The sequence below is a fragment of the Nocardioides sp. zg-1308 genome (genome assembly GCF_013155375.1).
Lineage (GTDB): Bacteria > Actinomycetota > Actinomycetes > Propionibacteriales > Nocardioidaceae > Nocardioides > Nocardioides renjunii.
Genome location: NZ_JABJQY010000002.1, coordinates 1,836,089 through 1,855,416 on the forward strand (window position 1 = coordinate 1,836,089; position 19,328 = coordinate 1,855,416).

A 19,328-nucleotide genomic window follows, 5' to 3' on the forward strand; every position below is an offset into this window, starting at 1 on the left:
GGCGCCCATGCGGGTGGTCACGGCGCGTTCTGCTTGACCCGGGGCCCCGCGACGTTCATAGTCGTGGCCAACGCGTGGCACTCTCCCTTCGGGAATCGACCCCGCGTTTGAAGCGTGTCCGCAGTTGCGCTATCGTAGTTCCTTGCGCCTGCCCTCAGATGCCCGACGCCTTCGGACGGTTGTTGCGGTGGTCGGCCGGCGCCAGATCACTTGATCATTCGTGAGGACACCTCTTGGCCGCGCGCAGCTCCGCTGGTAACTACCGTCGCACTTCTTTTGCAAAGATCACCGAGCCTCTCGAGGTTCCCCCCCTCATCTCGCTCCAGACCGACAGCTTCGACTGGCTGGTCGGCAACGAGCGCTGGGAGGAGACGGTGGCGGCCCGCAGGGCTGCCGGTGAGGACGTCTCCGAGAAGACCGGTCTGCAGGAGATCTTCGAGGAGATCTCCCCGATCGAGGACTTCTCCGAGACGATGATGCTCTCCTTCGACAACCCGGTCTTCCTCGACGAGAAGTACACCGAGGAGGAGTGCAAGGAGAAGGACTTCACCTACTCCCGCCCGCTCTACGTCTCGGCCGAGTTCATGAACCACGAGACCGGCGAGATCAAGGGCCAGACGGTCTTCATGGGCGACTTCCCCATGATGACCCGCAAGGGCACCTTCATCATCAACGGCACCGAGCGGGTCGTCGTGTCCCAGCTCGTCCGCTCGCCCGGCGTCTACTTCGAGTCGAGCCCGGACAAGACGTCCGACAAGGACATCTTCACCGCCAAGCTCATCCCGAGCCGTGGCGCGTGGCTCGAGTTCGAGATCGACAAGCGCGACCTGGTCGGCGTACGCCTCGACCGCAAGCGCAAGCAGAACGTCACCGTCCTGCTCAAGGCCCTCGGCTGGACCACCGACCAGATCCGCGAGGAGTTCGGCCAGTACGAGTCCATGATGCTGACCCTCGAGAAGGACAGCGTCCGCTACGAGGTCGTCCACGAGGAGCTGCAGAAGAAGGCGCGGGGCGAGGCCCCCACCGCCGAGCAGGTCAACGACGAGGTCACCCGCCTCGCGCTGCTCGACATCTACCGCAAGCTCCGCCCGGGCGAGCCGCCGACGGCCGAGGCCGCGCAGACGCTGCTCAACAACTACTACTTCAACCCCAAGCGCTACGACCTGGCGAAGGTCGGCCGCTACAAGATCAACAAGAAGCTCGGCCTCCACGAGGCCTTCGACCAGCAGACGCTGACCATCGACGACGTCGTGGCCGCGATCCGCTACGTCGTGCAGCTGCACGCCGCCGGCGTGCAGGGCGAGGCGCCCGACCTGGTCGACGCCTCCGGCGCCGTGGTCGAGGGTCCCGACGGTGCCCCCGTCAAGGTCCAGGCCGACGACATCGACCACTTCGGCAACCGCCGCATGCGCACGGTCGGCGAGCTCATCCAGAACCAGCTCCGCACGGGCCTGGCCCGCATGGAGCGCGTGGTCCGCGAGCGGATGACGACCCAGGACGTCGAGGCCATCACGCCCCAGTCCCTGATCAACATCCGCCCCGTGGTCGCGGCGCTGAAGGAGTTCTTCGGCACCTCGCAGCTGAGCCAGTTCATGGACCAGACCAACCCGATCGCCGGCCTGACGCACAAGCGTCGCCTCTCGGCCCTCGGCCCCGGTGGTCTGTCCCGCGACCGCGCCGGCATGGAGGTCCGTGACGTCCACCCGTCGCACTACGGCCGCATGTGCCCGATCGAGACCCCGGAAGGCCCCAACATCGGCCTGATCGGGTCGCTGGCCTCCTACGGCCGGATCAACCCGTTCGGCTTCGTCGAGACGCCCTACCGCAAGGTGCAGGCCGGTGTGGTCACCGACCAGATCGACTACCTCACCGCCGACGACGAGGACCGCTACGTCATCGCGCAGGCCAACGCGCCGCTCGACGACAAGATGCGCTTCACCGAGGAGCGCGTCCTGGTCCGCCAGAAGAACGGCGAGGTCGACGCGATCCTGCGTGACGAGGTCGACTACATGGACGTCTCCCCGCGCCAGATGGTGTCGGTCGCGACGGCCCTGATCCCGTTCCTCGAGCACGACGACGCCAACCGCGCGCTCATGGGCGCCAACATGCAGCGCCAGGCCGTGCCGCTCATCACGAGCGACAGCCCCCTCGTGGGCACCGGCATGGAGTACCGCGCCGCCGTCGACGCCGGTGACGTGGTCGTCGCCGAGAACGCCGGTGTGGTCAAGGAGGTGTCCGCCGACGCCATCGAGACGATGAACGACGACGGCACCTACCAGACCTACAAGCTGGCCAAGTTCCGCCGCTCCAACCAGGGCACCTGCATCAACCAGCGCCCGCTGGTGAAGACCGGTGACCGCCTCGAGGTCGGCACGCCGATCGCCGACGGTCCGTGCACCGACAACGCGGAGATGGCGCTGGGCACCAACCTGCTCGTCGCCTTCATGCCGTGGCAGGGCCACAACTACGAGGACGCGATCATCCTCAGCCAGCGCCTGGTGCAGGAGGACGTCCTCACCTCGATCCACATCGAGGAGCACGAGGTCGACGCACGCGACACCAAGCTCGGCCCCGAGGAGATCACGCGGGACATCCCCAACGTCTCCGAGGAGGGCCTGGCCGACCTCGACGAGCGGGGCATCATCCGCATCGGCGCCGAGGTCACCACCGGTGACATCCTGGTCGGCAAGGTCACGCCCAAGGGCGAGACCGAGCTCACCCCCGAGGAGCGCCTGCTCCGCGCGATCTTCGGCGAGAAGGCGCGCGAGGTGCGCGACACCTCGATGAAGGTGCCCCACGGTGAGTCCGGCACGGTCATCGGCGTGCGGGTCTTCGACCGCGAGGACGGCGACGACCTCCCCCCCGGCGTCAACCAGCTGGTCCGCGTCTACGTCGCCCAGAAGCGCAAGATCTCGGTGGGCGACAAGCTCGCCGGACGCCACGGCAACAAGGGCGTCATCGCCAAGATCCTGCCCGTCGAGGACATGCCGTTCATGGAGGACGGCACCCCGGTCGACGTCGTGCTCAACCCGCTGGGTGTGCCGCGACGGATGAACATCGGCCAGATCCTCGAGCTGCACCTGGGCTGGCTGGCCAAGCAGGGCTGGGACATCGACCTCCACGGCGACAAGGGCTCGGCCGAGTGGAAGGACCGCCTGATGGCGATCCACGCCGAGAAGAGCGAGCCCGGCACCAAGGTCGCGACCCCGGTCTTCGACGGTGCCCGCGAGGACGAGATCACCGGTCTGCTGGGCGCGACGCTGCCCAACCGTGACGGTGAGCGGATGGTCAAGGAGGACGGCAAGGCCGCCCTCTTCGACGGTCGCTCGGGTGAGCCGTTCCCGGCGCCGGTGGCGGTGGGCTACATGTACATCCTCAAGCTCCACCACCTCGTCGACGACAAGATCCACGCTCGCTCGACCGGCCCCTACTCGATGATCACGCAGCAGCCCCTGGGTGGTAAGGCCCAGTTCGGCGGCCAGCGGTTCGGCGAGATGGAGGTCTGGGCGATGGAGGCCTACGGCGCTGCCTACGCCCTCCAGGAGCTGCTGACGATCAAGTCCGACGACGTCCCGGGGCGCGTGAAGGTCTACGAGGCCATCGTGAAGGGCGAGAACATCCCCGACTCGGGCATCCCCGAGTCGTTCAAGGTGCTCGTCAAGGAGATGCAGTCGCTCTGCCTCAACGTGGAGGTGCTGTCGCAGGACGGCTCGCAGATCGAGCTCAAGGATGCCGAGGAAGACGTCTTCCGGGCCGCCGAGGAGCTCGGCATCGACCTCTCCCGCCGCGAGCCCAGCAGCGTCGAAGAAGTCTGAGCGCGTCGGTACGCCGGCTCCGGCCGGCGTACCGCCCTCAGTCCCAGCACCACTCTTTCCCAGAACTAACGAAGGACATCAGCCATCGTGCTCGACGTGAACTTCTTCGACCAGCTTCAGATCGGCCTGGCCACGGCGGACGACATCCGCACGTGGAGCCACGGCGAGGTCAAGAAGCCGGAGACCATCAACTACCGCACGCTCAAGCCGGAGCGTGACGGCCTCTTCTGCGAGAAGATCTTCGGTCCCACCCGGGACTGGGAGTGCTACTGCGGCAAGTACAAGCGCGTGCGCTTCAAGGGCATCATCTGCGAGCGCTGCGGCGTCGAGGTGACCCGTTCCAAGGTGCGTCGTGAGCGCATGGGCCACATCGAGCTCGCCGCCCCCGTGACCCACATCTGGTACTTCAAGGGCGTCCCGTCGCGCCTGGGCTACCTGCTCGACCTGGCGCCGAAGGACCTCGAGAAGGTCATCTACTTCGCCGCCTACATGATCACCTCGGTCGACGAGGACGCGCGCCACCGCGACTCCGAGTCCCTCGAGAACAAGGTCGGGCTCGAGCGCGAGCGCCTCGAGAAGCGTCGCGACGCCTCCATCGAGGACCGCGCCAAGAAGCTCGAGGAGGACCTCGCCACCCTCGAGGCCGAGGGTGCCAAGGCCGACGCCAAGCGCAAGGTGCGCGACGGTGCCGACCGCGAGATGAACCAGCTCCGTGACCGCGCCAACCGTGAGATCGCGCGCCTCGAGGAGGTCTGGGACACCTTCAAGAACCTCAAGGTCCAGGACCTGCTCGGCGACGAGCTGCTCTACCGCGAGATGAAGACCTGGTTCGGCAAGTACTTCGAGGGCCACATGGGCGCCACGGCGATCCAGAAGCGCCTCCAGGACTTCGACATCGAGGCCGAGGTGGAGTCGCTGCGCGACACCATCGCCAACGGCAAGGGCCAGCGCAAGGTCCGCGCCCTCAAGCGCCTCAAGGTCGTCGACGCCTTCCGCAAGACCGGCAACCAGCCCATCGGCATGGTGCTCGATGCCGTCCCGGTGATCCCGCCGGACCTGCGTCCGATGGTCCAGCTCGACGGTGGCCGCTTCGCCACCTCCGACCTGAACGACCTCTACCGCCGCGTCATCAACCGCAACAACCGCCTCAAGCGACTGCTCGACCTCGGTGCCCCCGAGATCATCGTCAACAACGAGAAGCGGATGCTGCAGGAGGCCGTCGACAGCCTCTTCGACAACGGCCGTCGTGGCCGCCCCGTCACCGGTCCGGGCAACCGTCCGCTGAAGTCGCTCTCCGACATGCTCAAGGGCAAGCAGGGTCGATTCCGGCAGAACCTGCTCGGCAAGCGCGTCGACTACTCCGGTCGTTCGGTCATCGTCTCGGGCCCGCAGCTCAAGCTCCACCAGTGCGGCCTGCCCAAGCAGATGGCGCTCGAGCTCTTCAAGCCGTTCGTGATGAAGCGCCTCGTCGACCTCTCGCACGCGCAGAACATCAAGTCCGCCAAGCGGATGGTCGAGCGCGCGCGCCCGGTCGTGTGGGACGTCCTCGAAGAGGTCATCACCGAGCACCCCGTGCTGCTCAACCGCGCGCCCACCCTGCACCGCCTCGGCATCCAGGCCTTCGAGCCGCAGCTGATCGAGGGCAAGGCCATCCAGATCCACCCGCTCGTGTGCGGCGCGTTCAACGCCGACTTCGACGGTGACCAGATGGCCGTGCACCTCCCGCTGTCCGCGGAGGCGCAGGCCGAGGCCCGCATCCTGATGCTGTCGACCAACAACATCCTCAAGCCCTCGGACGGCCGTCCGGTGACCATGCCCTCGCAGGACATGATCATCGGCCTCTTCTGGCTGACCGCGGAGCGCGAGGGCGAGGTCGGCGAGGGCCGCATCTTCTCGTCCCCGGCCGAGGCGATCATGGCCTACGACCGCGCCGAGATCGGGCTGCAGAGCAAGATCAAGATCCGCCTCAACGACATCGTGCCCCCGCTCGACCTCGAGCTGGGTGCCGACTGGGAGGAGCGGACCGCGATCCTGCTCGAGACGACCCTGGGTCGCGTCTACTTCAACGACACGCTCCCGGCGGACTACCCGTTCGTCAACGAGGAGGTCGGCAAGAAGCGCCTCGGAGCGATCGTCAACGACCTCGCCGAGCGCTACACCAAGGTGCAGGTCGCCGCGTCGCTCGACGCCCTCAAGGATGCCGGCTTCCACTGGGCCACGCGCTCGGGCGTGACGGTCTCGATCGACGACGTCACCACCCCGGACAGCAAGGCCGAGATCCTGGGCCGCTACGAGGCGCAGGCCGAGAAGGTCCAGAAGAACTACGAGCGCGGTGTGATGACCGACGACGAGCGTCGTCAGGAGCTCATCGAGCTGTGGACCCAGGCTGCTGCCGAGGTCGGTCGCGCGATGGAGACCAACTTCGACCGCACCAACCCGATCTACATGATGGTCGACTCGGGTGCCTCCGGAAACATGAACCAGATCCGGCAGGTCGCGGCCATGCGTGGTCTGGTGGCCAACCCGAAGGGCGAGATCATCCCGCGCCCGATCAAGGCCAACTTCCGCGAGGGCCTGTCGGTGCTCGAGTACTTCATCTCGACCCACGGTGCCCGCAAGGGCCTGGCCGACACCGCGCTGCGCACCGCCGACTCGGGCTACCTGACCCGTCGTCTGGTGGACGTGTCGCAGGACGTCATCATCCGTGAGGACGACTGCGGCACCGAGCGCGGCCTGCCCAAGCGGATCGACGACGAGCACGTGGAGACCTCGGCCTACGCCCGCTCCGCCGCCGTCGAGATCACCCACCCGGAGACGGGTGAGGTGCTCGCCGCCGCCGGCGAGGACCTGGGTGACGTCAAGATCGGCGAGCTCGTGTCCGCGGGCATCACCGAGGTGAAGGTCCGCTCGGTCCTCACCTGCGACGCCCGCACCGGCACGTGTGCCAAGTGCTACGGCCGCTCGCTGGCCACCGGCCAGCTGGTCGACATCGGTGAGGCGGTCGGCATCATCGCCGCCCAGTCCATCGGTGAGCCCGGCACGCAGCTGACCATGCGCACCTTCCACACCGGTGGCGTGGCCTCCGCGGACGACATCACGCAGGGTCTGCCCCGTGTGGTCGAGCTCTTCGAGGCCCGCTCGCCCAAGGGCCGGACCCCGATCTCGGAGTCCGCCGGTCGCGTGAAGATCGAGGAGAGCGACAAGGCCCGCGTCGTCGTGGTCACCCCCGACGACGGCTCCGAGGTCCAGGAGATCCCGGTGTCCAAGCGCTCGCGCCTCAACGTCGAGGACGGCGACCACATCGAGGTGGGTCACCACATCACCTCCGGTACGCCCGACCCGCAGGACGTCCTGCGCATCCTCGGTGTCCGCAAGGCGCAGGAGCACCTCGTGGACGAGGTCCAGGAGGTCTACCGCTCGCAGGGTGTGTCGATCCACGACAAGCACATCGAGATCATCATCCGGCAGATGCTGCGCCGGGTGACGGTGATCGAGTCCGGTGACACCAACCTGCTCCCGTCCGACCTGGTCGACCGGGTGCGGTTCGAGGAGGAGAACCGTCGCGTGGTCTCCGAGGGCGGCAAGCCGGCCTCGGGTCGCCCGGTCCTCATGGGCATCACCAAGGCCTCGCTCGCGACGGAGTCGTGGCTCTCGGCGGCCTCCTTCCAGGAGACCACCCGGGTCCTCACCGACGCCGCGATCAACGGCCGCTCCGACAGCCTCCGTGGCCTGAAGGAGAACGTGATCATCGGAAAACTCATCCCGGCCGGCACCGGCCTCGAGCGCTACCGCAACATCCGGGTGGAGCCCACCGAGGAGGCGCGTGCCGCGGCCTACTCGGTCACGGGCTACGACTCCTACGACTACGACTTCGGTCCGTCGTCGCAGGCCGTCGCGCTCGACGACTTCGACTTCGGGTCGTACCAGAACTGAGTCGGATCGACAGGCCCCGGTCTCCCTCACGGGAGGCCGGGGCCTTTCGTCATGCCCTCATGTCGAGACGGGCGCGACTTTTGATTGACCTCCGACACAAGTCGGCCTAGCGTCGAGACGCGATGTGACGACCACCACGTCGCACCCCTCGGACGAAAGGTGGCCACCATGTGCTTCGGACATGACGGGGACGCGGCGCTCGAGCGCTCCCTCGCCCAGAAGGGCGCCAGCCGGCGCGGACTGCTCCGCGGAGCGGCAGGCGTCGCGGCGGGAGCCGCCGCGGTCGGCGCGACGGCGACGCCGGCGCTCGCCCAGGGCCGCGGACCGGGCCACGGCCACGGCCACGGGCACGGGCGGCGCCGCGAGGTGCCGCACGACCGCATCAGCATCCAGCTCTACACGCTCCGCTCGGCGGCCGACGAGCTCGTCGTGGGCGACCCGGTGAAGATCGGCTACCTGCGGGTGCTGGAAGCGCTCGCTCGCTACGGCTACGAGCGGGTGGAGCTCGCCGGTCTCTACGGGCAGACGGCGGCCGCGATGCGCGCCACCCTCGACGACCTCGGCCTGCGGGCCACGTCGAGCCACGACGGCATCAGCGCCACCATCGGTGCCGCGCACCTGAAGTTCCAGAACGCCCGGACGCTGGGCCAGCGCTACGTCAACGTGCCCTACCTCAACTCCGACAAGCTCGCCGACTGGCAGAGGTGGGCGGACCAGATGAACGAGGAGGCCAGGGTCGCGAGGAGCTACGGGCTGCGCTACGGCTACCACAACCACGCCCACGAGTTCACGATCGACCTCGGCGGCGGGCTGACACCGTGGGAGGTGTTCATGGACCGCCTCGACCGCCGGTTCGTGCACCTCGAGGTCGACCTCTACTGGGCCTTCACCGCCGGCGTGAACACCGGGCACACGACCGCCGAGTCGGCGCTCGAGTTCGCGAAGGACGTCGTCAACGACGCCCCGCTCGCGGTCCGGCAGTACCACGTCAAGGACCGCACCGCGATGGGCACGACCCAGGCCGAGGCCGACATGTGCGACCTGGGCGTCGGGGTCATCGACTTCCCCGAGCTCTTCCGCAACCACGAGGTCGAGGAGTACATCGTCGAGAACGACACCCCCGACAACCCTGCGGCACCGCTGCTCTCGGCGGCGGTCGGTCACCTCTACCTCGACCACCTGGAGTACTGAGGTCGCGACTGGTCCGCGACCGGCTGGGGAGGTCTGAGAGGATTCCGGCGTGACCGCGCCCTCCTCGCGACCGACCTCGGCCGACGTCCTCGTCGTCGGCGCCGGGCCTGCGGGCTCGGCCGCCGCGGCGTGGGCGGCGCGGGCCGGGCTCGAGGTCGTGCTGGTCGACGCGGCGACGTTCCCGCGTGACAAGACCTGCGGCGACGGTCTCACCCCGCGCGCGATCGGGGAGATGCAGAGGCTCGGCCTCGAGGACTGGCTGCGCGCCCATACGGTCAACGAGGGACTGCGCGCGCACGGCTTCGGCCAGACGCTGCTGCTGCCCTGGCCGGGCGGCTCGCTCCCCGACTGGGGCTCGGCCGTGGCCCGCACCGAGCTCGACGACCACCTGCGCACGGTGGCGATCAAGAGCGGCGCCCAGGCGGTCGACGGCACCCGCGCGGTCGGCGTACGACGCGACGGCGAGCGGGTGGCCGCGGTCGAGCTGCGCGACGGCGCGGGCACCTACGAGGTCGCCTGCCGGTGGCTCGTGGTGGCCGACGGCGTGCGCTCGCCACTGGGCAAGGTGCTGGGCCGCGAGTGGCACCGCGACACGGTGTACGCCGTCGCCGGCCGGTCCTACGTCGACTCCGAGCTGTCCGACGACCCGTGGATCAGCTCCCACCTCGAGCTCCGCGACGAGGCGGGCGAGCTGGTCCCGGGCTACGGCTGGATCTTCCCGCTGGGCAACGGCACCGTGAACCTCGGCGCCGGCACGCTGGCGACGAGCCGACGGCCCGCCGAGGTGGCCATCAAGCCGCTCATGCAGACCTACGCCGACACGATCGGCGCGGACTTCGGGCTGTCCGGCGAGCTGAGGATGCCGACCTCGGCGCTGCTGCCGATGGGCGGTGCCGTCAGCAACGTCGCGGGCCCCAACTGGGCGCTCATCGGCGACGCCGCCGCGTGCGTGAACCCGCTCAACGGCGAGGGCATCGACTACGGCCTGGAGACCGGCCGCTTCGTCGCCGAGCACATCGCCGGGGGAGCCGGGCTCGGCGAGGCGTGGCGCTCGACGCTGGTGGAGCACTACGGCGAGGCGTTCTCCATCGCCCGGCGCCTGGCGGGGATCGCGACCCAGCCCCGGGTCGTGGCCGCGCTCGGCCCGGCCGGCATGCGCTCGGACTGGCTGATGACGTTGGCGCTGCGGTGGATGGGCAACCTCGTCGACGACGCGGACCGTGACCGCGCCGCTCGGGTGTGGCGGTGGGCCGGCCGCCGGTCGATGGCCCGCGACGCGCGGCCGCCCTTTTCCTGAGCACGCTCGGGCGGGCGGGTCCTCAGGCCGAGGTGCGCTCCGAACGGGTGCTCCTGCGGCGCTGCTCGATCCAGCCGAGCGGGTTGGTGAACGGCTCGAGCACGCGACGGACCGGCGGGCTGGCGAGCAGGAGGGCGAGCGCGACCGCACCCAGGATCGTCAGCACCAGCCCGAGGATGGGCTGCGCCGCGGTGAAGTCCGGCCAGCCGAGCGCCAGGAACGTCTTGATGACGAAGCCGTGGAACAGGTAGATGACCATCGTCGCCGTGCCCATGGTGGTGAACCAGCCGAGGTCGCGCCGGGGCACGAGGGCCATCGCGGCGAACGCCCCCGCCAGGCCGACCATCATCACCGTCAGCCGCGTCTGGAACGCGATCTCGTTGTCGATGGGCAGGTCGGAGTAGCCGGTGTCGTACCAGAGCAGCGCCGTCTCGGCCCACGTGTCGGTGTAGACCGCCATGATGCCGATGCCGACCAGCGTCGGGACCGCGGCGAGGCGGACCCACACGTCGTCGAGGTGCGCGAGGTGGCGCGGCTTGAGGTGCAGGCCCAGCACGAAGAAGGGGAGCAGGCCGAGGAAGCGCGGCATCATCAGGGCGTCGTCGGTCCACAGCCCGCCGAGCAGGCTGACGATCACCGAGAGCGGCAGGAACAGCCAGTGCAGCTTGAGGATCGGCGTCACCAACCGCCACATGAGCAGCACGATGAGGTACCACATCGTCCAGTGCGGCTCGAGCCACAACGGACCGGTCACGCCCTCCCCGACGACCTCGCGCCGGTAGTAGAACAGCGCCGGCTCGAAGAGCAGGTAGGGCACCGCCAGGGTGTAGACGAGGTTCTTCAGCCGCCGCCGGTCCCACTCGAACGACTTGGAGAGATAGCCGCTGATGAAGACGAACGCCGGGATGTGCCACAGGTAGATGAAGTCGTAGACCCAGTGGCTGCCCTTGGTCTCCTCGACCAACCCGATCGCGTGACCGACCACGACCAGGGTCACGAGCACCATCTTGACGTTGTCGAGCCACGGGTCACGGGACGCGGGGGACACGGCGGACAACCTACTTCACCTTCTTCACTAGGTTGGAGGCATGGGTTCCCTGCCGAGGAGACAGCGAGTGGCGGCGTACGCCGTCATGCTCCGCGAGCGTGGAGGGCGCGTCGAGATCCTGCTCAGCCGCCTCGCGCCCCGGGTCTCGCGCGCCGAGATGTGGACGCTCCCGGGCGGCGGCGTCGACCACGGTGAGGACCCCCGTGCAGCGCTGGTGCGCGAGATCCACGAGGAGACCGGGCTCGCCGCCGCGGTCGGTGAGACGGCCCACGTCTACAGCGCCCACATGCCTCGCGCGCCCCGCGACGGGCTGCTCGTGGACGCCCACGCGATCCGCATCGTCTACGACGCCTGGGTCCCGCCGGACGCCCCGGCGCCCCGGGTCGTCGAGGTCGACGGGTCCACCATCGAGGCCGCCTGGCACCGGCTCGAGGACGTGGCCTCCGGCGCCGTCCCGGTCGCGACGCAGGTGACCGACGCCCTCGTCGACCACCAGCCCCACCGGCTGCAGCGCGTCGCGGCGTACGCCCTGGTCCGCCGCGGCGACGACGTGCTGCTCACCCGGCTCTCCACGCGCGCCGCGCACCCGGGGAGCTGGACGCTGCCCGGCGGTGGGGTCGACCACGGCGAGCACCCGTCCGTGGCGCTGGCCCGCGAGGTCGAGGAGGAGTGCGGCCTGCCCTGCGAGGTGACCGGGCTGCTCGGCGTCCACGACACCCACTTCGCCGGGCACGCGCCGTCGGGTCGGATCGAGGACTACCACGGCATCCACCTCGTCTACGCCGCCACGGTCGGCGAGGGCGAGCCGCACGTGCAGGAGGTCGACGGCACCACCGACGCGGTCGCATGGGTGCCGATGGCCGACATCGAGGCCGGCGCCGTCGACGTCCTCGACCTGGTCCGCTATGCCACGAGGAGCACGCATGACTGAGACCGTCTTCACCTACGCCGCACCCGGCCTGAAGTTCGGCCGCGGCGCCAGCGACGAGATCGGCTGGGACGTCGAGCAGCTCGTCGCCACCGCGGGCCCGGCCCGGCGGGTGCTGCTGGTCACCGACCCCGGCGTGGCGGCGACCGGCAGCCCCGACCGGGTGGCGGCGTCGATGACCGCGCGGGGCCTCGACGTCACGGTGTTCGCCGGCGCTCGGGTCGAGCCGACGGACGCCTCGCTCGAGGAGGCCATCGCCTTCGCGCGCGACGCCGGGCCCTTCGACGCCGTCGTCGCCGTCGGCGGCGGGTCCGCGATCGACACCGCCAAGGCCGTCGACCTGCTGCTGACCAACGCCGGGTCGCTGATGGACTACGTCAACGCGCCCGTCGGCGGCGGCCGGGCCCCCGAGCACCCTCTGCTCCCGCTCGTCGCCGTCCCGACCACCACCGGCACCGGGGCGGAGTCGACGACCATCTGCGTCCTCGACGTGCTCGCGCTCAAGGTCAAGACCGGCATCTCCCACGCCCGCCTGCGGCCCACCCTGGCCGTCGTCGACCCGGACCTCACCATGACGCAGCCGGCGATGGTGACCGCCTCGTGCGGGATGGACATCCTGTGCCACGCCCTCGAGAGCTGGACCGCGCGCTGGTTCGGCGACTTCGACGCCAAGCAGCCCGAGCAGCGGGTGCCCTACTGCGGCGCCAACCCGATCGCCGACATGTGGGCGGAGAAGTCGCTGTCACTGCTCGCCGGTGCGTTCCGGACCGCGGTGCGCGACGGCAGCGACCGCGAGGCGCGCGAGCAGATGGCGCTGGCCGCCACCTTCGCCGGGCTCGGCTTCGGCAACGCCGGCGTGCACGTCCCCCACGCCTGCGCGTACCCGATCGCCGGCCGCGTCCGGGACTACCGGCCCGAGGGCTACCCGGCCGACGAGCCCATCGTCCCGCACGGCATGGCCGTCGTGATGACGGCGCCCGCAGCCTTTGCGCTCACCCACGAGGCGTCGCCCGAGCGGCACCGACGTGCGGCCGAGCTGCTCGGCGGTGACGGCGAGCCACTCCCTGCCGTGCTGCGCGGGCTGATGCGCGACGTGGGCCTGCCGAGCGGCCTGGCCGAGCTCGGCTACGGCGGGGCCGACGTCGACGACCTGGTGGAGGGCGCGCTCAAGCAGCAGCGACTGCTCGCGACCGCCCCCATCGCGGTCACGGCCGAGGACCTGGCGAGGGTGTTCCGGGAGTCGCTCGAGCACTGGTGACCCGCGCCCGCGCGGCCGTCCGAGCAGTCGATGTTCACCGCCAGGTGTACGCAAGTGCCCGGGGGGGCTTCCGTACAGGTGGAGCCGAACAACGACTGCGCCTGACAGGGCCGCTGGCGCACGGCACTCCGTCGAGACCATCCGAACCCGGCTGTGGAGGACGGCCCGTTCGCCCGCTCCGGTCCCTACCGTCGAGGACATGGAGCTCTGGACCGAGCGGCAGGCGACCAGGCACCTGATGGTGCCCGGCGTCGGTCGCGACGCAGCGCGCAGTGCCCTGAAGGCCAACGTGGCGGGACGCCCGCTGTCGGCAGGGGGCACGCTCCTGTACGACGCCCGCGCCGTGTGTGCCGTCCTCGATCGGATGGACCCGCCGTGCGAGATCCGACAGCGGACGGGACGGCCGATCTTCGTGGCGCGCGTTGCGCCACGCACCCCAGATCCGGCGAGCTCGTGGCGGACGTGGCGCGGGGCCGACGTCCTGGCGCCACGCCCCCAGCAGCTCGACGCGGTGCGAGGGTGGTGGCACCTGGGGTTCCGGCTGGAGGCGCTCCTGCGCGGCGTGGGGCAGTACAAGGGCGTGCCCTTCGTCGCGACCTGCGGTGGGATCGTGGTGCTCGGGGCCGAGATCCGCGGCATCGACGCCGCGCTGGCGGACGAGGGCGCGGCGCTCAGCGAGGCGCGCATCGCCTCCTCCCCGCCCGGGTCGGACTACACGCGGCGGGCCTATGCCTTCGTGCTCGGCGAGGCGGGAGCCTGGTTCGACGGCCAGCGCGGCCGGCGGTTCACGACCGGAGCAGGGGGCCCGTTCCGGCTGCTCCACGGCAGGAAGCGGGATGCCTCGACCGGGCGACCTAGGATGGAAGCATGAACCCCCGCCACCGCCGACTCGTGATCCCGGTGGCACTGGGGACGCTCATCCTCATCGTCGTCCTCGCCGCGGTCCTGTGAGTGCACCGGACCTCACGCACGAGCTCCGCGACAGCGCCGAGTGGTCGCGGCTGCGGGCCGCGCTGCTCGACGCCGACCAGCTCGTCCGCGGACTGGCCAGTGGTCGGCGCAGGGGGCAGCCGGCGCCGGTGACGGGTGGCCGCGAGGTGCAGCGGCTCGAGGTCCGGGTCGTCGACCTGCGGGCCGGGCGCCACCTGCAGGTGACGTCGTACGACGCGACGCAGGCGCACACCGCCAACCACCTCCTGGGGGAGGCCGCCGAGGCGGCGGTCGACGAGCTGCTGGCGCAGCCGTTCGCCAACTGGCACGTCGAGACGGCGACCGAGACCCACCAGCTGCGGGTGACCAAGAAGGGCGTGCCGATGCTCCACACCTCGGCCCGCGCGGAGGCGGTCGAGGTGACCCGCGCCCACGACCGCGACAAGGACCGGCTGCTGCGCGGCGACGACCCGGTGCTGGTCGCCCTCGGCATCAGCGACGCCCAGGGGCGGGTGAAGCCGAGCCGGCAGGCGAAGTACCGCCAGGTGGAGGAGTTCCTCCGGCTGCTCGACGCCAGCCTGTCCGACGGCCTGGTCAAGGGTCACGTCCGCACCCCGACGCCCGACGACCCGCTGCGGATCGTGGACCTGGGCTGCGGCAACGCCTACCTCACCTTCGCCGCGCACCAGTTCCTCACCATGCCGACCGACCGGGGCGGACGCGGCCTGCCGGTCCGGATGACCGGCGTCGACGTGAAGCAGCAGTCGGCCGACCACAACGCGTCGGTCGCGGCCGGGCTGGGGATCGAGGCGGACTTCGTCGTCGGCTCCATCGAGGACGCCCGGCTCGAGCAGGCGCCCGACGTGGTGCTCGCCCTCCACGCCTGCGACACCGCCACCGACGACGCGCTCGCCCGGGCCGTGGAGTGGGAGGCCGCGCTGGTGCTTGCGGCGCCCTGCTGCCACCACGACATCGCGGCCCAGCTCCGCAAGGCGCCCCCGCCCGCGCCGTACGCCGCGCTGACCCGCGACGGCATCCTGCGCGAGCGGCTGGCCGACACGTTGACCGACGCGCTGCGGGCCGAGCTGCTGCGGGGGACGGGCTACCGGGTCGACGTGGTCCAGTTCGTGGAGAGCGCGCACACCCCGCGCAACACCCTCATCCGCGCGGTGCGGACCGACGGCGCTCACCGGTCCCGCGGCGAGTACGACGACCTCGTCGCCGCCTGGGGCGTCCGCCCCCGGCTCGGCGAGCTCCTCAGCTGATCGAGCTCCTGGGCTGATCGTGCTGCCGGCCTGACCCCGCGGCTACCGTGGGCCCATGGAGGTCCGACGGGTGGCAGTGGGTGCGGTGGTCGCGCTGCCGTTCCTGCTCGGCGCCGCCGCCGGTGCGCCCGGTGCAGCCGAGGACGTCGCCTTCCGGTTCTCCGACACCGACGTGGTCGAGTCGAGCGGCCTCGTGGTGCTCGAGGGTCCTGCGGCCGGCGGCCTCGTCGTCACCACCAACGACTCCGGTGACTCCGGACGGGTGTTCGCCGTCGACCCGGACACCGGTGACACCGTGGGCGTGACCTCGTGGGCCGGCGACCCGGTCGACGTCGAGGCACTCGCCCCGGCCGGTCCCGGCCACGTCTGGGTCGGCGACATCGGCGACAACGCCCGCGCGCGCGACTCCGTCGAGGTCCTGCGCGTGCCGGTCGGCCGCGGCGACCGCAGCGTGACGCCCGAGTCGTACGAGCTGGTCTATCCCGAGGGCGCCGGCGACGCCGAGGCCCTGCTGGCGGACCCGCTGACGGGCCGCCTCCTCGTGGTCACCAAGGGCGTCTTCGCCGGCACGGCGTACGCCGCCCCGCTCCCGCTGCGGGCCGACCGGCCCAACCGGCTCGTGGAGGTCGGCGACGCCCCGGGGCTCGTCACCGACGCCACGTTCCTGCCGGGCGGGGGTGGCGTCGTGATGCGGACCTACTCCCACGCCCACCTCGTCGCGTTCCCGTCGTGGGCGCCCGTCTCGTCATGGGAGCTGCCGCAGCAGGACCAGGGCGAGGGCATCGCGCTGGCCGGCCGGAACCTGCTGGTCAGCACGGAGGGTGCCCGGTCGCAGGTCCTGGAGGTGGACCTGCCGCCCGCGGCCCGCACCACCGCCCTGCAGTCGCCGGCGTGGACGGCGCTGCGGTGGCTCGCGACCGCGACGGGGAGGCCGCTCCCGGCCTAGGCCCGGGCCTGGACCTGCGCCGAGGCAGAGGGCTCGGCGAGCGCCTCGTCGAGCGCGGCCTGGACGTGCAGCGTCGTGCACGGGAAGACGGGCAGCTCGACGTCGGCCTGCTTGACGAGCAGCTCGAGCTCGGTGCACCCGAGCAGCACGCCGCCGGCCCCGGCGTCCCACAGCTCCTCGATGATCTCCACGACCCGGTTGCGGGTGCGGGGCAGCACGACGCCGTGGACGAGCTCCTCGTAGATCGCGTCGTTGAGGAAGTCGTGGTGGCGAGCGTCGGGGACGACGACCGAGAGGCCGTGGCCCCGCAGCCGGTCGACGAAGAACGGCTCCTGCATCGCGACCTTGGTCCCGATGAGCCCGACCGTCTCGACGCCCGCCTCACGCACCGCGGCGGCGACGACGTCGGCGAGGTGCAGCACCGGGATGTCGACGGCCTCCTCGACCTGGTCGGCGACCTTGTGGAAGGTCGTCGTGCAGAGCAGCAGGAAGTCCGCGCCGGCCCGCTCGACGCCCCGCGCCGCCTCGGCGAGCAGCGAGCCGACCTGGTCCCAGCGCTCGTCGTCCTCGAGGTGGGTGACCTCGGCGAAGTCGACCGTCGTCAGGGCAAGCCTGGGGGAGGAGAGCCCGCCGAGGCGCTCGCGCATCCCGAGGTTGAGGTCGCGGTAGTAGACCGCGCTGCTCTCCCAGCTCATGCCGCCGACGAGTCCGATGGTCTTCACGCGCGGCAGTCTCCCACGTCTCAGGCCCGGTGCACCTTGTGCGCCGCGGCCTGGGCACGCGGCTTGATGACCAGCTCGTCGATGTCGACGTGCGACGGCCGGGTGGCCACCCACGCGATGGCGTCGGCGACGTCCTCGGCGAGCAGCGGCTCGGCGACGCCGGCGTACACCGCGTCGGCCTTCTCCTGGTCACCGCCGAAGCGGACCAGGGAGAACTCCTCCGTGCGCACCATCCCGGGCGCCACCTCGGTGATCCGGATCGGCTCGCCGTTGAGCTCGAGCCGCAGCGTCTCGGTCACCACCTTCACGCCGTGCTTGGCCGCGGTGTAGCCGCCGCCGCCCTCGTAGGCCCAGCGCCCGGCGGTCGAGCCGACGTTGACGATGACCGCGTCGCCGCTCGCGCGGAGCGAGGGGAGCAGGGCCTGGGTGACCCGGACGAGGCCGAGCACGTTGACGTCGTACATCCAGCGCCAGGCGTCGAGGTCGGCCGCGTCGACCCGGTCGACGCCGACCGCTCCGCCGGCGTTGTTGACCAGCACGTGGCACACCGGGACGGCCGCGGCCAGGGCCTCGACCGACGCCGCGTCGGTGATGTCGCAGGTGATCGCCTCGCCACCGATCTCGGCGGCCAGGTCCTCGATGCGGTCGGTGCGCCGGGCGGCGCAGACGACGCGGAAGCCCTGCGCGGCCAGGGCGCGCGCGGTGGCGGCGCCGATGCCGCTGGAGGCGCCGGTGACGACGGCGGTGCGGGGGTGGGCAGGATCGTGGGGCCCGCCGTGGGGGTGGTCGTGGGGGTGGTCCTGGGTCATGGAGCCATCCTGCCAAGATGTCCCGGTGATCATCGCGGCGGCAGACGGTTCGGCCCTCGGCAACCCCGGTCCGGCCGGCTGGGCGTGGTACGTCGACGACGACTGCTGGGCCTCGGGCGGGTGGCCCCACGGCACCAACAACATGGGCGAGCTGATGGCCGTGCTCGACCTGCTGCAGCAGACCGCGCACCTCGACGACGAGCTCCGCGTCTACTGCGACAGCACCTACGTCATCAACACCGTGACGAAGTGGATGGCCGGCTGGAAGCGGCGCGGCTGGCGCAAGGGCGACGGCAAGCCGGTGATGAACGTCGAGCTGGTCAAGGGCCTCGATGCTGCCATGCAGGGCCGCCGGGTCGACTTCGTGTGGGTCAAGGGCCACGCCGGGCACGAGCTCAACGAGGCGGCCGACCGGCTCGCCAACGCCGCCGCGGCGGCGTACCGCGACGGGCGCGAGCCCGACCCCGGACCGGGGATCCCGGACAGCTCGACCGCCCACCCCGCCGCCAGCGTCGGGCAGGTCGAGCCGGAGCCGGACCTGTTCTCCGGCCTGGGCCCGGAGGAGCCGGACGTCGTCGTCCTCGCCGACGCGGCTCCGGCGCCCACCGCGCCCGACGTCGAGGTGGTGTCGCTCGACCTGCTGGACGGCGACACGGTCCGGCTCGGCTGGCGGGTCCCGGGCGACCCGTCCGCAGCGGTGCGCAGCGGCGTCTGGGAGCGCGCGGGGGACCAGTGGCGCCGGCGGGCCGACGGGTCGTGAGCCGCGCCGGCGCCGGGCCGCCGTGGCACACTTCCGGGATGCCTCCAGCGAAGCTCGCCGCAGCCGCGGCACTCCTCGGCGGCCTGCTCTGGGTCGTCCGTGCCCTCCTCGGCGGCGGCTCCGACCCGCTCGCCGGCACGCTGTTCCTCATCGGCCTGGCGCTCCTGCTCGTCGGGGCGGCCGTCTTCGGCACGACGCTCGTGCGGAGCGACGCGGTCGCGATGCGGGTGACCGTGGGCCTGGCGGCCGGGCTCCTCGCGCTGTCCCTCACCGAGGCCTTCCGCCCCGCCGACACCCCCTGGTACGACGGCGGCTGGGGCGTCCTCGCCGTCCTGCTGGGCGGACTGGGCCTCGTGCGCGGCAGGCGCGGCGCCTCCGGCCGGCCCGGGGCCGGCGCCCACTCGCGCTGAACCCACCCCTCCGGGC

General features: G+C 71.1%; 14 protein-coding genes. 11 read left to right on the top strand and 3 right to left on the bottom strand.

Going from position 1 to position 19,328, the window contains the following annotated elements; translation table 11 throughout:
* Positions 1-233: 233 nt before the first annotated feature.
* The 4 genes from HN031_RS10590 (at position 234) to HN031_RS10605 (ending at position 10,236) form a co-directional block, all read left to right on the top strand.
* Complete coding sequence (locus HN031_RS10590) at positions 234-3,815, top strand: DNA-directed RNA polymerase subunit beta (RefSeq protein WP_172269670.1); 3,582 nt, start codon at positions 234-236, stop codon at positions 3,813-3,815.
* An 87-nt stretch (positions 3,816-3,902) separates the two neighbouring features.
* Positions 3,903-7,748: a DNA-directed RNA polymerase subunit beta' gene (locus HN031_RS10595; RefSeq protein ID WP_172269672.1), complete on the top strand. Its 3,846-nt coding sequence runs from the start codon at positions 3,903-3,905 to the stop codon at positions 7,746-7,748.
* 168 nt (positions 7,749-7,916) lie between these two features.
* Positions 7,917-8,939 (top strand): sugar phosphate isomerase/epimerase, encoded by a 1,023-nt coding sequence (locus HN031_RS10600; RefSeq protein WP_172269674.1) that lies wholly within the window; start codon positions 7,917-7,919, stop codon positions 8,937-8,939.
* Between the two features lie 49 nt (positions 8,940-8,988).
* Complete coding sequence (locus HN031_RS10605; RefSeq protein WP_172269676.1) at positions 8,989-10,236, top strand: geranylgeranyl reductase family protein; 1,248 nt, start codon at positions 8,989-8,991, stop codon at positions 10,234-10,236.
* 22 nt (positions 10,237-10,258) lie between these two features.
* Here HN031_RS10605 and HN031_RS10610 read toward each other — a convergent pair whose 3' ends face one another.
* Positions 10,259-11,284 (bottom strand): acyltransferase family protein, encoded by a 1,026-nt coding sequence (locus tag HN031_RS10610; protein WP_172269678.1) that lies wholly within the window; start codon positions 11,282-11,284, stop codon positions 10,259-10,261.
* A 40-nt stretch (positions 11,285-11,324) separates the two neighbouring features.
* Here HN031_RS10610 and HN031_RS10615 point away from each other — a divergent pair, with 40 nt between their 5' ends.
* From HN031_RS10615 to HN031_RS10635, 5 genes are all read left to right on the top strand, one after another.
* On the top strand, positions 11,325-12,215 hold the full coding sequence (locus HN031_RS10615; RefSeq protein ID WP_172269680.1) for an NUDIX domain-containing protein: 891 nt from the start codon (positions 11,325-11,327) through the stop codon (positions 12,213-12,215).
* Positions 12,208-13,470, top strand: a complete 1,263-nt coding sequence (locus HN031_RS10620; protein ID WP_172269682.1) for a hydroxyacid-oxoacid transhydrogenase — start codon at positions 12,208-12,210, stop codon at positions 13,468-13,470. The genes HN031_RS10615 and HN031_RS10620 overlap by 8 nt, the downstream gene beginning before the upstream one ends.
* 199 nt (positions 13,471-13,669) lie before the next feature.
* Entirely contained in the window at positions 13,670-14,341 is a 672-nt protein-coding gene (locus tag HN031_RS10625) for a hypothetical protein (RefSeq protein WP_172269684.1), read from the top strand.
* Positions 14,342-14,417: 76 nt separating this feature from the next.
* Entirely contained in the window at positions 14,418-15,665 is a 1,248-nt protein-coding gene (locus tag HN031_RS10630) for an SAM-dependent methyltransferase (protein ID WP_367650728.1), read from the top strand.
* A 55-nt stretch (positions 15,666-15,720) separates the two neighbouring features.
* The gene (locus HN031_RS10635) at positions 15,721-16,611 is read left to right on the top strand and encodes a hypothetical protein (protein WP_172269688.1); all 891 of its coding nucleotides are present in this window, start codon (positions 15,721-15,723) and stop codon (positions 16,609-16,611) included.
* Here the strand turns inward: HN031_RS10635 and HN031_RS10640 are convergent.
* On the bottom strand, positions 16,608-17,333 hold the full coding sequence (locus HN031_RS10640) for an amino acid racemase (RefSeq protein WP_172269690.1): 726 nt from the start codon (positions 17,331-17,333) through the stop codon (positions 16,608-16,610). The two genes, HN031_RS10635 and HN031_RS10640, sit on opposite strands and share 4 nt — an antisense overlap.
* A gap of 20 nt (positions 17,334-17,353) precedes the next feature.
* Entirely contained in the window at positions 17,354-18,142 is a 789-nt protein-coding gene (locus HN031_RS10645; protein ID WP_172269692.1) for an SDR family NAD(P)-dependent oxidoreductase, read from the bottom strand.
* 25 nt (positions 18,143-18,167) lie between these two features.
* Here HN031_RS10645 and HN031_RS22310 point away from each other — a divergent pair, with 25 nt between their 5' ends.
* Positions 18,168-18,902 carry a ribonuclease H gene (locus HN031_RS22310; RefSeq protein ID WP_367650729.1) on the top strand — a complete coding sequence of 245 codons (735 nt, stop codon included), beginning with the start codon at positions 18,168-18,170 and terminating at the stop codon, positions 18,900-18,902.
* 38 nt (positions 18,903-18,940) lie between these two features.
* Positions 18,941-19,312: a hypothetical protein gene (locus HN031_RS10655; RefSeq protein WP_172269696.1), complete on the top strand. Its 372-nt coding sequence runs from the start codon at positions 18,941-18,943 to the stop codon at positions 19,310-19,312.
* Positions 19,313-19,328 lie beyond the last annotated feature (16 nt).

Coding starts and splice junctions, on each gene's coding strand:
- HN031_RS10620 (WP_172269682.1), top strand. CDS start 12,208: ATGACTGAGACCGTCTTCACCTACGCCGCACCCGGCCTGAAGTTCGGC.
- HN031_RS10635 (WP_172269688.1), top strand. CDS start 15,721: ATGGAGGTCCGACGGGTGGCAGTGGGTGCGGTGGTCGCGCTGCCGTTC.
- HN031_RS10645 (WP_172269692.1), bottom strand. CDS start 18,142: ATGACCCAGGACCACCCCCACGACCACCCCCACGGCGGGCCCCACGAT.
- HN031_RS10600 (WP_172269674.1), top strand. CDS start 7,917: ATGTGCTTCGGACATGACGGGGACGCGGCGCTCGAGCGCTCCCTCGCC.
- HN031_RS10615 (WP_172269680.1), top strand. CDS start 11,325: ATGGGTTCCCTGCCGAGGAGACAGCGAGTGGCGGCGTACGCCGTCATG.
- HN031_RS10655 (WP_172269696.1), top strand. CDS start 18,941: ATGCCTCCAGCGAAGCTCGCCGCAGCCGCGGCACTCCTCGGCGGCCTG.
- HN031_RS10625 (WP_172269684.1), top strand. CDS start 13,670: ATGGAGCTCTGGACCGAGCGGCAGGCGACCAGGCACCTGATGGTGCCC.